Origin of the sequence: Agrobacterium larrymoorei (assembly GCF_013322225.1) — a bacterium.
GTDB classification, from domain to species: Bacteria; Pseudomonadota; Alphaproteobacteria; order Rhizobiales; family Rhizobiaceae; genus Agrobacterium; species Agrobacterium larrymoorei_A.
In genome coordinates this window covers 106,517-119,838 of record NZ_JAAMFB010000022.1, presented here as the reverse complement: position 1 = coordinate 119,838, position 13,322 = coordinate 106,517, and the positions used below count along the sequence as shown (strand labels likewise).

The window sequence follows — 13,322 nt, the reverse complement described above, 5'->3', positions numbered from 1 at the left end:
GTCAATCACCGGAATTGGCGCAACGCAGTTGGATATTGCCCCGAACCTGACATCGGGCTTGAGATGAGGGGCGACGGCACTGCGCCCTCATTCCCGGCAAAAATATGGCTCCAATAGCCAGGCATCTGGCTTGGATGGACAAGACGCTGCTCAATGCAGTTCGCCCTACTGCCACAAGGCAACAGTTTGCCGTCCACCCTCATCTTTATCTTCTCTTTATCCCGGTACCCACTCTTCCCAATCGAAGCCTGAGCCGAAGCGGATTTAATCCTGTGTTTGTATCAACAGGAGAAACGGACATGTCCGACTTCATCTTCATCATGCTCGGCGGGGGGACGCTTTTCATACTTGCCCTCTACGCCCGCGCGCTCGACCGGCTGTGAGAGGCACGCAAATGCTCGAACCCCTTTTCGGCCTCTTCGTCGCTATCGCCCTTGGCATCTACCTCATCGTGACGCTGTTGCGTCCCGAGCGTTTCTGATCGGGAGCAGATCGATGACTATTATCGGATGGCTGCAAATCAGCCTCCTCTTCCTCGCCGTTCTCATCGCCATCAAGCCACTCGGCCTTTACATGGCGCGGGTGTTTTCTGGAGAGCGGACATTTCTTTCACCCGTGCTCAGCCGCGTGGAGCGCGACCTCTATCGGGTAAGCGGCATCACCCCAGACAAGGAACAGAGCTGGCTCGGCTATACGCTCGCCATGCTCGCCTTCTCGCTCGCTGGTTTCGTCGCACTCTATGCCATGCTCCGCCTGCAAGCCTACCTGCCACTGAACCCGCAGGGTTTTGCCGGAATGCCATCGGATCTCGCCTTCAATACGGCGGTCTCCTTTGTCACCAATACCAACTGGCAGAATTATTCCGGAGAAACAACGCTCAGCAATTTCTCCCAGATGGCAGGCCTCTCTGCGCAGAACTTCCTGTCGGCCGCCACCGGCATGGCACTCGCGATAGCGGTAACAAGGGCGCTCGCCCGATCCAAGGTGACGACGCTTGGCAATTTCTGGGTCGATCTGACACGGGCGACACTCTACGTTCTGCTGCCGCTTGCCATTATCGTTGCGTTGGTCTTCGTCGCCATGGGTCTGCCGCAAACGCTCGACGCATCGGTGAGCGCTACGACGCTGGAAGGTGCCAACCAGGTGATCTCGCTTGGACCCGTCGCCTCTCAGGAAGCGATCAAACAGCTCGGCACCAATGGCGGAGGCTTCTTCAACGCCAATGCAGCCCACCCCCTCGAAAACCCGACTGTCTGGTCGAACTACCTCAACATTTTCGCCATGCTGTCGATCTCGGCGTCCCTGATCTATACCTTCGGCCAGATGGTCGGAAACCGCCGCCAGGGCTGGGCTCTGATCGCCGCCATGGCTGTCCTGTTAGTCGCAGGCGTTGCTGTCACCTATTGGGCTGAAGCCCAGGGCAACACCATCTTGACGGCAATCGGTGTTGATCCATCGCTCGGCAACATGGAAGGCAAAGAAGTTCGCTTCGGCCAGGCCATGACGGCGCTTTATGCTGCGGTCACGACCGGTCTCTCGGACGGCGGCGTCAATGGCATGCACGGCTCGTTCACCGGGCTCGGCGGTTTGGTACCGATGTTCCTCATCCAACTTGGCGAGGTGCTGCCCGGTGGCGTCGGCTCCGGTCTCTACGGGATGCTCGTCTTTGCGATGCTTTCCGTCTTCGTCGCGGGTCTGATGGTCGGCCGCACGCCGGAATTCCTTGGCAAGAAGATCGAGGGCCGCGAGATGAAGTTCGCCATGCTCGCGGTGCTGATCCTGCCGCTGGTCATTCTCGGGTTTACCGCCGTCTCGGCCATGCTGCCTTTCGCGGTGGCAAGCGTCGGGACAGCAGGTCCGCACGGTCTGTCGGAAATCCTCTACGCCTATACCTCGGCTACAGGCAACAACGGCTCGGCGTTCGGCGGTCTTAGCGGCAACACTGTCTGGTACAACACGACGCTCGGCATCGCCATGCTGCTCGGCCGCTTCGCATATGTCGTGCCGGTCATGGCGATCGCAGGGTCGCTCGCCGCCAAGGTCAGATCACCGACCTCTGCGGGCACATTCCCGACCGATGGCCCCCTCTTCGTCGGCTTGTTGATTGGCATTATCCTCATTCTCGGCGGCCTGCAATTCCTGCCCGCGCTGGTGCTCGGACCGATCGTCGAACACTTCGCCATGCTCGCAGGCCAGACCTTCTAAGGAAACATCATGTCCAAAGACCACAAGGCTCCCAGCCTTCTCGACCCCGCGATCCTGTTCCCGGCGATGCGCGATGCAGTCGCCAAGCTCGATCCGCGCAAGCTGTTGCGCAACCCCGTCATCTTCGTGACCGAGATTGTCGCTGTTGTTGTGACGATCCTGTTTATCCGCGACCTCGCCTCGAATACGGGCGACGCTGGATTCTCCGGCCAGATCGCCGCCTGGCTCTGGTTTACCGTGCTGTTCGCCACCTTTGCCGAAGCCGTGGCGGAAGGTCGTGGCCGCGCCCAGGCTGACAGCCTTAAGAAGACCAATTCCGAACTCGTCGCCCGGCGGTTCGGCAGCAACGGCAAAACGGAAACGATACCGGCTTCCAGCATCAAGGTCGGCGACATCGTGCTGGTCGCAGCCGGTGAGTTGATCCCCGGCGATGGTGAAGTCATCGAGGGCGTTTCTTCGGTCAACGAAAGTGCGATAACGGGCGAATCTGCCCCCGTCATCCGCGAATCCGGCGGCGACCGCTCGGCTGTGACTGGCGGCACGCAGGTTCTCTCGGACGAGATCAAAATCAGGATCACCGTCCAGCCCGGCTCTTCCTTTGTCGATCGCATGATCGCGCTGATCGAGGGTGCCCAGCGCCAGAAGACGCCGAACGAGATAGCGCTGTCTATCCTGCTTTCTGGCCTGACGCTGATCTTCCTGTTTGTCTGCGTCGCCATGTGGGGCCTGGCCAGCTATTCCGGTACGGTGCTCTCTGTCACGGTGCTGGCAGCCCTGCTGGTTACGTTGATCCCGACCACGATCGGCGGCCTGCTCTCCGCGATCGGCATTGCCGGGATGGACCGTCTTGTCCGCTTCAACGTCATCGCCACCTCCGGCCGCGCAGTCGAGGCCGCTGGCGACGTAGACACGTTGCTCCTCGACAAGACGGGAACCATCACCTTCGGCAACCGCATGGCCAGCGACTTCATTGCCGCGCCGGGCGTCCCCCCTACCGAACTCGCCGAGGCCGCGTTTATCGCCTCCTTGGCCGACGAGACGCCGGAAGGTCGCTCGGTGGTCGCATTGGCGACTGGCGAGTTCGGTGTGTCGGTGCCGAAGGCAGAGTTCGATGCGGTCATAGGCTTCACCGCCGAAACCCGCCTCTCCGGCGTCGACATCGGTCAGCGCCGCCTGCGCAAGGGTGCCGTCGATGCGGTGCTGAAATTCACCGGTCTCACCGAACAGGATGCGCCAGCGGAGTTCAGCCGGGCCGTCGATCAGATCGCCCGCACCGGTGGCACGCCGCTTGGCGTTGCGGATGGCGACCGCCTGCTCGGCGTCATCCACCTCAAGGACGTGGTCAAACCAGGCATCAAGGAACGCTTTGCGGCGTTGCGAGCGATGGGCATCCGCACCGTCATGGTCACAGGGGACAATCAAGTCACGGCCGCTGCGATTGCCTCGGAAGCCGGCGTCGACGACTTCCTCGCTCAGGCAACCCCGGAGGATAAGCTCGCCTATATTCGCCGCGAGCAGCAGGGCGGCCGCCTGATCGCCATGTGCGGCGACGGCACCAACGACGCGCCGGCGCTCGCCCAAGCCGATGTCGGTGTCGCCATGCAGACCGGCACCCAGGCCGCCCGCGAAGCCGCCAATATGGTGGACCTCGATTCCAGCCCGACCAAGCTCATCGAGATCGTCGAAATCGGCAAACAGCTTCTGATGACACGCGGCTCGCTCACGACGTTTTCGATCGCCAATGACGTCGCCAAATATTTCGCCATCATCCCTGCATTGTTCGTTGCCACCTATCCTGCACTCGAAGCCCTCAACATCATGGGGCTGGCGTCACCGCAGTCGGCTATTCTGTCGGCTGTCATCTTTAACGCGCTGATTATCGTGGCGCTGATTCCTCTTGCATTGAAAGGTGTGGCCTACCGTCCGACCGGTGCGGCGGCACTCCTTCGCCGAAACCTCCTGGTCTACGGCGTCGGCGGCCTGATCCTTCCTTTTGCCGGCATCAAGATCATCGATATCGCCGTCAGCTCGCTTCATCTGGTTTAATCATGCTCAATCATATCAGACCCGCACTCACCCTTATTGTTGCAATGACCGCACTTACCGGTCTTGCTTATCCGCTGGCGATTAACGGCATTGCCCAGGCGGTCATGCCCGCGAAGGCCAATGGCAGCCTGATCGAGCGCGATGGCAAGGTTATCGGCTCGGTCCTCATCGGCCAAACCTTCACATCGGACCGCTACTTTTGGCCGCGCCCCTCGGCAACAGGCCCAAATCCTTACAACGCGGCTGCATCCTCCGGCTCCAACCTGGGCACGACCTCGGTCAAGTTGAAGGAGCGCGTCACCGCAGAGGTTCAACGTTTGACCGAAACCGGAATCGCACGACCCGTCCCGGCGGATGCGGTGACGACGTCCGGTTCTGGCCTCGACCCTCACGTCTCGCCAGCCTTTGCCGAAGCACAGGTAGCGCGGGTTGCACAGGCGCGGGCACTGGAACCAGCGACCGTCGCAGCACTTGTTGCGCGGCAGGTCGAAAATCCAGCTCTCGGCATTATCGGCGAAGCAAGGGTTAATGTGCTAAAGCTCAATCTGGCACTTGATACCCTGTAATTTGTGAGAGCTTGATGGCGGATGCGAACCGCAGGGACGAGAAACGTCCCGATCCTGATGCCCTGCTTGTCTTGGCGGAGAAAGACCGCCGGGGCAAGCTGACTGTTTTTCTAGGCGCGGCGCCCGGTGTCGGCAAGACCTACGCAATGCTGTCGCGCGCCAAACGCCTGAAAGCAGACGGCGTGGATCTGGTCGTCGGGCTCGTCGAGACCCATGGGCGCAGCGAGACCGCGGCCCTGCTCGACGGTCTCGAGGTCCTGCCTAGGCGCCGTGCTGACCATTGCGGCCGGATGCTCGAGGAATTCGACCTGGATGCAGCGCTCGAACGGCGTCCCCGGATCGTCATCGTCGACGAGCTGGCCCATTCGAACGCCGAAGGCAGTCGCCATCCGAAGCGCCACCAGGACATCGAAGAACTGATATCAGCCGGGATCGATGTCTGGACGGCGCTCAACATCCAGCATTTGGAAAGCCTCGCCGATCTCGTGGCCAGGATTACCGGCGTTACAGTGCGCGAGCGTGTGCCCGATCTTGTACTCAAACGCGCCGATGAAGTGCTGCTGGTCGACCTCGCCCCATCCGAACTCATCGAGCGGCTGAAGGACGGCAAGGTCTATCTGCCCGAAAGCGCCAACCGCGCCGTTGACCGCTTCTTCCGCCTCGGAAATCTGACGGCCTTGCGAGAACTGGCGCTTCGCCGCACCGCCGACCGTGTCGACGATCAGATGGTCGAATATCTCAAGCAGAATGCGATCGATGGTCCGTGGGCAACTGGAGAGCGGCTGCTGGTCTGCGTTGGCTCGGACCCTCTATCAGAGAAGGTCGTGCGCGTCGCGAGCCGTTTGGCCTCTGGTCTCAATGCCCCTTGGCTGATTGTCTCGATCGAGCGGGCCGACCGGGAAGTCGAGACACCGGAACGCCTGCAACGAATTGAAACCCTCTTCCGGCTCGCCGAACAGCTCGGCGCCGAAACGCGCCGGGTCATCGGCAATGACTTCGTCGAGGAAATCCTGAAGCTCGCACGCCGTGAGCACGCCACCCAGATCGTCATCGGTGCGCGCAAGCGTGGCCGCTGGCAGAACCTCGTCACCCGCTCACTGCCCGATGCATTGGCACGCCGGGCATCGGGTCTCGGAATCTATATCGTCACACCGGATAATGCTGCCGCCGAACCCACACGCAAGGCTCTCAACCTACCCGGAACCTCCGCTCTCAGGCAATCGGCCCTCTGGGCTCTCAGTTTCGTCGCTCTGACGACCGTTCTGGGCAAAGGGATCGATGGGTTCATAGAGCTGCCGAACATATCCTTGCTCTTTCTACTCGCCGTCCTCGGAGCCTCAGTGGTCGGCGGTTACGCTTCGGCATTTCTGGCCGCTATCCTGTCGGCGCTCTCCTACAACTTTTTCTTCATCGATCCGCGCCACACCTTCACCATCGCCGCGCCGCACGAGGTCTTCGCGCTCTTGGTATTTCTGGCCGTGGCCATGATTGCAGGCGGTCTTGCCTCGCGCATACGCGAACAGGCGGACGTTGCGCGAATTCGCGCGACGGCGCTGCAATCCCTCTATGATTTCTCCCGCAAGCTTGCCAGCACGGCAAAGGGCGACGACGCGATCTGGCTCGCCGTTTCGCAACTGCAGGCGAGCCTCAAGCGCAAGGTCGTGCTGCTTGTCCCGAGCAAGGGCGATTTGGGCATGGCCGCCGCCTGGCCGCCAGACACCGAACTTGATGTTACGGATATGACCGCTGCCCGCTGGACACATGACAAGCGGGAACCGGCAGGCTCCGGCACTGGCACACTGCCGAACAGCCGCTTTGAGTTCCGTCCGCTGCTCGGACCTCATGGAATTGTCGGTGTCTGCGGCATAGAGCATAGCGGCGACCGCCTCGACCTGAACGCCGAGCGCGCGCTGACGGCGATCCTCGACCAGACGGCGATCGCGCTTGATCGGGCGCGCCTCGCCGAAGAAACGGTCGAGCATGCGGCACGTCTGGAGGGCGAGCGTTATCGGGAAGCACTGTTGTCTTCCATTTCCCACGATCTGCGCACGCCACTCGCGACAATTAACGGTGCAGTGACCGGTCTACGTCAGTTCGGCGAGCGTATGACACCTGAAAACCGTGATGACCTTCTCCAGTCCATCGAGGAGGAAGGTGGCCGCATGAGCCGCTTCGTCGCCAATCTGCTGGACATGACACGGATCGAAGCGGGCATGCTGAAGCCGAAACAGGACTGGGTTGATCTGGCCGACATCGTGCAGTCTGCTGTCGAGCGCACCCGCAAGCACGCACCGGGACACATTATCGAAACCGGTCTTGCCGTCGACCTCCCGCTGATCCGGGGGGATAGCGTTCTGATCGGCCAGGTGCTGTTCAATCTGCTGGACAATGCAGTGAAATATGGCGGTGACGAGCCGATCAAGGTTTATGCCCGGCGCGACGGTAAGGATGTGCTGATCTCGGTCACCGACCACGGTAGAGGCGTGCCACCGGAGGATCTGGACCGGATCTTCGAAAAATTCTATCGCAGGGGAAAGCCGGACGGGCGCGCGCCGGGAACAGGGCTCGGGCTTTCCATTGCCCGCGGCTTCATCGAGGCCATGGGCGGCAGAATCCATGCTGAAAGTCCAGCACTCAAAAAAAGAGGGACGCGTATCGTCATGCGTTTCCCCGGCAATGATAGGAGAGGTGAGATGAAATGATCCAGCCCCGGATTCTGGTCGTCGATGATGAGCCGCAGATCCAGCGGTTCCTGAAACCCTCGCTTTCGGCTGCCGGTTACGGGGTGGTCGAAGCTGCGACAGGCGCCGAAGCGCTGAAGGCCGTTGCAACGCAAGCGCCGGATCTCGTCATCCTCGATCTCGGCCTGCCCGACATGGACGGCAAGGACGTCATCGCAAACCTCAGAGGCTGGTCGGACATTCCCATCCTTATCCTTTCAGCCCGCGACCGTGAGAGCGAGAAGATCGCAGCCCTTGATCTGGGTGCGGACGATTACGTGGAAAAGCCCTTTGGCATCGGTGAGCTGACCGCCCGCATCCGTACGGCGCTTCGCCATCGCGGTCGGCGTGATGCGATCCCGACCGTGACGGAAATAGACGGCCTGACGATCGACCCGATCAAGCGCATCGTCTCACGCGGCGGCGAGACCGTGCACCTTACGCCCAAGGAATATGACCTTCTCCTGCTGCTGACCCGCCATGCCGGACGCGTCGTCACCCACCGCACCTTGCTTACATCAATCTGGGGACCGGCCCACGGTGACGACCTGCATTATCTTCGCGTCTTCATAGGCCAGCTTCGCCAGAAGATCGAACGCATTCCAACCCAGCCTCAGATCGTGCGTACTGAACCGGGCGTGGGCTATCGAATGGCCGAGCAGGAATGAAGTCAAACTCCAGTTCGCATATCATGTCAAAGTTTGCGACATGCGTTCGAAAGCGGAAAGGATCAGCCGGAGTAAGTTGAATGAAGGTGGCACGCGACGCTCAAAAGCGTGAAGTCGTCTACGTTTGACATCTTCCGCCCTGTCAGTGCCTCAATTCTACTAAGTCTCTGATAAAGCGTATTGTTATGTATCTTCAAATGGTCGGCGGTGCGCCCCGCCGATTTTCCTTCTTGCACGTAAGCGCGCAATGTCTCGAAGAGAAATTCGTGTTTTTGATCGTAGAGCGGATGAAGAACCTCGCGAGCAAAATCAATGATTTCGTGCCGGTCACGCCCACTTAGCAAAGCTTCTATTCCCATATTTTGATGCGGCAAAATCCCTGACTGTCCCCGCCGCACGAGGCACTCTGCCGCTCGTTCAGCCTGAATTTTAGCTGTCGAGTGGAATCCAGCCTCATCATAAACGACGCTTGCCCCTATCCGGATATCGAGATGCATTACGCTGCCCGCCATCGCGCTGATATTTCTGGCAAGGGCGGCGGCAGTGGAGGCGGAAAAGACGATGACGATCTCGACATCCTGATGAAAGACGAGTGCATTCGACAGTCGGATCGCATTCTGAAGATTGGCTTGAGATCGGTGAAGAGACAGCCGGGCAGCGGGTGTAGAAGGATCGCGAACCTTTGCGACCATGATCTGATAGAACCGCTCCAGCCGAAACCCGAAATGGTCGAGCCGGCCAAAACTCTCGACGCCCTGCAGGAGGTCGTCGAAATAGGCTCTCTTGCTGGCGTTCAGGATATCAAGCTTCGACATATCGCGGACGAAGTCCAATGCCACGAACGCGGAAAGCGTCCCGAAAAATGCACGCTGGAAGAGCGCATCCTCAATTGGGCGAAAATAAAAAAAACCAACCGGGGCTTCAGCGACTTCAACGATTTGTTCAAGACTGTCACTGTGATCTGTCCAGCCACGTGATCGATAGTCTACGCCCAAGACATTCTCAAATCGAAACTCGACACCGAACAGGCCCGCAACCAGATCCAGACGCTCCACCATGCCTCCACTGGTGGAAAAGATACGTAGAAGCTTGTCGTGCAGCTCCACGGCGCGGTCGAGCTCGGCGTTCTTACTTGCCAGGTCGCTCCGCATTTTTTCAAGGCGGCTTGATGTCGCGATAGCGTTCTTATACGCAAGCGAACGCTGGTATGCGACGGCAACCTGAGCAGCCAGTGACTCCAAAACCGTCCGGTCGAACTGAGAGAATGTGCCACCCGGTGAAAAGCATAATATCGTCAACGTGCCGAGACGCTTGCCTTCCGAGGCAACCGGCACGCAAAGCAACGCGTTGGCGATCTCCGACCGTTCCATAAAGGACTGGCTTTCGGGGCTCATCACGCGGTGAGCATCGATAATGTTTTGCCTTCCATTGTGAATGGCAGGCACCCCGGTTACGAAGACCTCGCCAGACACGGATTCATTCGGCTGCAAGCGGTAATGCGTATAGTCATCCGGTAATCCCTGATGGGAAACCGGAATAAGATAACCACTTTCCTCGGCGAATAGCCGAAAAACGCCCGCATCCGCATGCGGTAATACATTCATGACCTCGGCAAGGACGCTATGAACGATTTCCTGATCGTCCAGAGAGTTGATCACCGCTGCATTGACAGATGCCAGCATTTCCACGGTTTTGCTCTGTACGCCAATGACCGCCTCCTGAACGGCGGCAACAACGCGGTTGGCGATCTCTTCGCCGTACTTGGCTGAAACCCGGAAAACTGTGCGTTTCGCGGTAAAATGCGAATGATCGACCACGAGGTGGAGCGTGTTCTCGTCCCGCTCGATCGTGTGGGACAGGAGAGCAACCGTCTGCTCGGTTCCCACATGAAAGTCTTCGAAACACAAAACGCCTTCTTGCCGCATCCTGCTCAAATAGGGATGAGAAAACAATCCGAGTTCCAAAGGCAGCCTCGTGTTTAATTGCACATATTATTCTAGATTTTTATAGAGGAATAAACATCGATTTTTTCTTTTGCAATGCGACAAAGGCTGAAAGCCAATAAAAAGGGAACCTTCGATATGTTTTCAAAAATTCAGCGCCGCCACGTCATTATAGGAATGCTGTTCATATGCTGGGTCGTGGGCTTCATAGACAAGACCGCCATCAATATTGCGATCATCCCCATCAGTGAAGAATTCGGCCTTTCTCCGGATCATCAGGGCATGATCATCAGCGCGTTTTTTCTGGCCTATTCGATGACGCAGCTCGTCGGCGGCTACCTGGTGGATCGTTTCGGAGCGCGGCGCGTGCTTAGTTCAGCCGTCGCAGTCTGGTCGCTGGGTACGGCCGTGTCCGGTGCAGTCCACAACGCCGTAGGTCTTGCTGCGGCCCGCGCCATGACCGGCGCTGGGGAAGCCGTTTTTCCTGCAGGCGGCTCCGTTGCGATCACGGAACACTTCGAAAAGTCCCAAATGGCGCGTGCCAAGTCGGTACTCCAATCAGGAGCGTCAGTTGGCTTCGCAGTCGGTTCGATCGTCATTACGGCGTTGATCGCCGCGCATAGCTGGCAGATGATGTTCTTTGTCCTCGGTGGCGTCGGACTCCTCCTGTCGGTGGCGCTTTTCTTCGTTATGAAGCCGACTAATGATGCGCCCGTCGTCAAAGCGAAGGTGGAAAAGACTTCGGAAAAGAAGCGGATCGGCGCACTGCTGAAAAACCCGCTGACCTGGAAAATCGCACTGGTCTATTTCTTCACCAATATTGTGTTCTGGGGCCTGCAATCCTGGCTGCCGTCCTACTGGGTGAAGGTCAAGGGCATGAGCATGGTGGAAATGGGCGCCTACTCGATGATCCCGCCAGCGCTCGGCTTCATCTCGTTCCTGACCTGCGGCTGGTTACTGGACCGCTTCTTCCACCAGAAGGAAAAGTATCTGATCTGCATCGGCTCGGCCGTGTCGGCGATCTTCATTTATCTCATGGCCAACGAGGAATCCATTCCGCTCGCATTTGCCTATCTGTCTGTTTCCAACGTCTTTCTCAATGCGATCTCGATCAGCGTATTCGTCAGCATTATGAAGCACTTCCCGCAAAATACCGTTGGAACGGCGACCGGCCTGATCAATTCGCTCGCTCAACTTGGATCGTTTGCATCCCCGATGCTGATCGGTGCCGTCCTGTCCGCCACCAATCAGAATTATGGGATCGCGTTCTCGGTGATCGTCGCCTGTGCAGTCGTGGTCTGCATCATCGCCACTACCTTTCCCGCCGTCCACGGCAAAAAGCCTGTCGCACAGGCCGCCTGAAGGAAGAAAATGACCTATCTCGATATTATCGAACGAACCGTCGCTACCCAAGCCGACAAACTGAAGTCCGTGTCCGATGCGATCTGGTCTTTTGCGGAAATCCGCTATGAAGAAACGCGTTCCGCAACGCTTCTCGCGGACGAGCTGGAAAAGGCAGGTTTTGACGTCACGCGCAATGCCGGCAAAATAGAGACGGCATTTGTAGCCAGTTACGGCGAAGGCCATCCGGTCATCGCGATACTGGGTGAATTTGATGCGTTGACGGGCCTCAGCCAGAAGAGCGGCGTTATCCATCATGATCCCATCATCGCAGGCGGCAATGGCCATGGCTGCGGTCACAACCTGTTGGGAACCGGAGCGCTCGCCGCCATTTTAGCCCTCAAGGCCTGCAAGGACGAACTGGGGCTTGCGGGAACGATCCGTTATTACGGCTGCCCGGCCGAAGAAGGTGGCGGCGGAAAAGCGTATATGGCGCGAGAGGGACTGTTTTCCGACGTCGATGCAGCATTCACCTGGCATCCCTGGGATGAAAACCTCGCCTATAACGCGCGGATGCTGGCGACCAACCAGCTTTACTTCTCTTTTCGGGGAACCAGTTCTCATGCCGGTTTTGAGCCTCACCTGGGGCGTTCGGCGCTGGACGCCGTCGAACTTACCAATGTCGGCTGCAACTATCTGCGCGAACACATTATTCAGGATGGCCGCATTCACTATGCCATCACAGATACAGGTGGGCGCGCGCCGAACGTTGTTCAGTCACAGGCGCAGGTTCTTTACAAGATACGCGCGCCACGGATGGATCAGGTCCGCGATATCACTGAACGGGTGAAGGATGTCGCTCGCGGTGCAGCCCTTATGACCGGCACCGAACTGGAGATCACGTTCGATGCGGCCTCGGCAGACCTTGTGCCAAATGTCACCTTGGCGCGCATGATGCATGAGGAGTTCGAGAAGCTTGGCGTTGCGGGCTTTTCCAACAGCGAGAAAGACTTTGCCGGAAACATTCAGAAGACATTCTCCAGTGAGGTTCAGGCTCGTGTTGCGAAACGTGGCAAAGTCCTTTCGGAGGATCTGAACCCTTTCGAAGAGGTGCCAACATTCCTGCACGGCTCAACAGATGTTGGTGATGTAAGCTGGCTGGTTCCCACGGGTCAGGTCTATGTTGCAACCGAGGCATACGGTACGCCGCCGCATACCTGGCAGATGGTTTCGCAAGGAACTTCGGGTTACGCCCATAAGGGCATGTTGCAGGCCGGCAAGGTTCTGGCCGCCTCTGCTATGCGTGCGCTGACCGATCCGGAACTGATTTCGAAGGCGAAGGACGAACATCGAGAGCAACTGGCAGGAGAAAGCTACACACCGCTGATACCGGCCGATGCCACTCCGCAGCGTCTTCGCTGACCATCTCCCGCCCCTTCAGAACCGTCAATCACAACGTGACCGAGCGCATCTGCAACACAGTGGCACCAGCCATTGGTGAGGATGCGCTCAGGCGGGAATGCGCCGTGGCAGCGGGCGTCGATGAGGACATCATACCGCGTGCCTAGGAACATTTCGCCCGGCTGCCGTAGCGCCGTCAAACGCGCTTATCGACTATAGGCTGGATCTCGGCACCGTTAACCGACAGCAGGCTCATGGTGCATCGCCTTCGATGGGCCGACCAAATCGCAGATCAAGCTAAACTGAAATCCGGAATCCGGTTAGCAGCGACACGTTTCAATCGAAATAAAGCAACGAAACCCGCCGAAAGAATCGACGGGTTTGTCACGAGCCCGAGGTTCACCGAAGTGCGCCTAGCCTTACTCTATCCGT

General features: G+C 58.7%; 10 protein-coding genes. 9 read left to right on the top strand and 1 reads right to left on the bottom strand.

The window, feature by feature from the left end; genetic code table 11:
- The first annotated feature begins 134 nt into the window (after positions 1 to 134).
- The 7 genes from G6L28_RS13890 to G6L28_RS13860 are packed head-to-tail and all read left to right on the top strand — an operon-like array spanning position 135 to position 8,205.
- Entirely contained in the window at positions 135 to 383 is a 249-nt protein-coding gene (locus tag G6L28_RS13890) for a hypothetical protein (protein ID WP_174064421.1), read from the top strand.
- 11 nt (positions 384 to 394) lie between these two features.
- Entirely contained in the window at positions 395 to 481 is an 87-nt protein-coding gene (kdpF, locus tag G6L28_RS23210) for a K(+)-transporting ATPase subunit F (RefSeq protein ID WP_174064579.1), read from the top strand.
- A gap of 14 nt (positions 482 to 495) precedes the next feature.
- A complete protein-coding gene (gene kdpA / locus G6L28_RS13880) occupies positions 496 to 2,205 on the top strand; it encodes a potassium-transporting ATPase subunit KdpA (RefSeq protein ID WP_174064420.1) in 1,710 nt (569 codons plus the stop codon).
- 9 nt (positions 2,206 to 2,214) lie between these two features.
- Positions 2,215 to 4,251, top strand: coding sequence for a potassium-transporting ATPase subunit KdpB (gene kdpB, locus G6L28_RS13875; protein ID WP_174064419.1), 2,037 nt, complete (start codon positions 2,215 to 2,217; stop codon positions 4,249 to 4,251).
- Positions 4,252 to 4,253: 2 nt separating this feature from the next.
- Positions 4,254 to 4,817 carry a potassium-transporting ATPase subunit KdpC gene (gene kdpC / locus G6L28_RS13870; RefSeq protein ID WP_174064418.1) on the top strand — a complete coding sequence of 188 codons (564 nt, stop codon included), beginning with the start codon at positions 4,254 to 4,256 and terminating at the stop codon, positions 4,815 to 4,817.
- Positions 4,818 to 4,831: 14 nt separating this feature from the next.
- A complete protein-coding gene (locus tag G6L28_RS13865; protein ID WP_174064417.1) occupies positions 4,832 to 7,519 on the top strand; it encodes a sensor histidine kinase in 2,688 nt (895 codons plus the stop codon).
- The gene (locus tag G6L28_RS13860; protein ID WP_174064416.1) at positions 7,516 to 8,205 is read left to right on the top strand and encodes a response regulator; all 690 of its coding nucleotides are present in this window, start codon (positions 7,516 to 7,518) and stop codon (positions 8,203 to 8,205) included. Before G6L28_RS13865 ends, G6L28_RS13860 begins: the two co-directional genes overlap by 4 nt.
- A 62-nt stretch (positions 8,206 to 8,267) precedes the next feature.
- On the opposite strand, the gene G6L28_RS13855 is transcribed toward G6L28_RS13860, so the two are convergent.
- Entirely contained in the window at positions 8,268 to 10,091 is a 1,824-nt protein-coding gene (locus G6L28_RS13855; RefSeq protein WP_174064415.1) for a helix-turn-helix domain-containing protein, read from the bottom strand.
- A gap of 195 nt (positions 10,092 to 10,286) precedes the next feature.
- Between G6L28_RS13855 and G6L28_RS13850 the strand changes: the two genes are divergently transcribed.
- Complete coding sequence (locus G6L28_RS13850) at positions 10,287 to 11,510, top strand: MFS transporter (protein WP_174064414.1); 1,224 nt, start codon at positions 10,287 to 10,289, stop codon at positions 11,508 to 11,510.
- Positions 11,511 to 11,519: 9 nt separating this feature from the next.
- Positions 11,520 to 12,911: an amidohydrolase gene (locus G6L28_RS13845; protein ID WP_174064413.1), complete on the top strand. Its 1,392-nt coding sequence runs from the start codon at positions 11,520 to 11,522 to the stop codon at positions 12,909 to 12,911.
- Positions 12,912 to 13,322 lie beyond the last annotated feature (411 nt).

Bases quoted from the DNA above. Each gene is read 5' to 3' on its own strand.
- G6L28_RS13890 (WP_174064421.1), top strand. From the start codon at position 135: ATGGACAAGACGCTGCTCAATGCAGTTCGCCCTACTGCCACAAGGCAA.
- kdpF (WP_174064579.1), top strand. From the start codon at position 395: ATGCTCGAACCCCTTTTCGGCCTCTTCGTCGCTATCGCCCTTGGCATC.
- kdpA (WP_174064420.1), top strand. From the start codon at position 496: ATGACTATTATCGGATGGCTGCAAATCAGCCTCCTCTTCCTCGCCGTT.
- kdpB (WP_174064419.1), top strand. From the start codon at position 2,215: ATGTCCAAAGACCACAAGGCTCCCAGCCTTCTCGACCCCGCGATCCTG.
- kdpC (WP_174064418.1), top strand. From the start codon at position 4,254: ATGCTCAATCATATCAGACCCGCACTCACCCTTATTGTTGCAATGACC.
- G6L28_RS13865 (WP_174064417.1), top strand. From the start codon at position 4,832: ATGGCGGATGCGAACCGCAGGGACGAGAAACGTCCCGATCCTGATGCC.
- G6L28_RS13860 (WP_174064416.1), top strand. From the start codon at position 7,516: ATGATCCAGCCCCGGATTCTGGTCGTCGATGATGAGCCGCAGATCCAG.
- G6L28_RS13850 (WP_174064414.1), top strand. From the start codon at position 10,287: ATGTTTTCAAAAATTCAGCGCCGCCACGTCATTATAGGAATGCTGTTC.
- G6L28_RS13845 (WP_174064413.1), top strand. From the start codon at position 11,520: ATGACCTATCTCGATATTATCGAACGAACCGTCGCTACCCAAGCCGAC.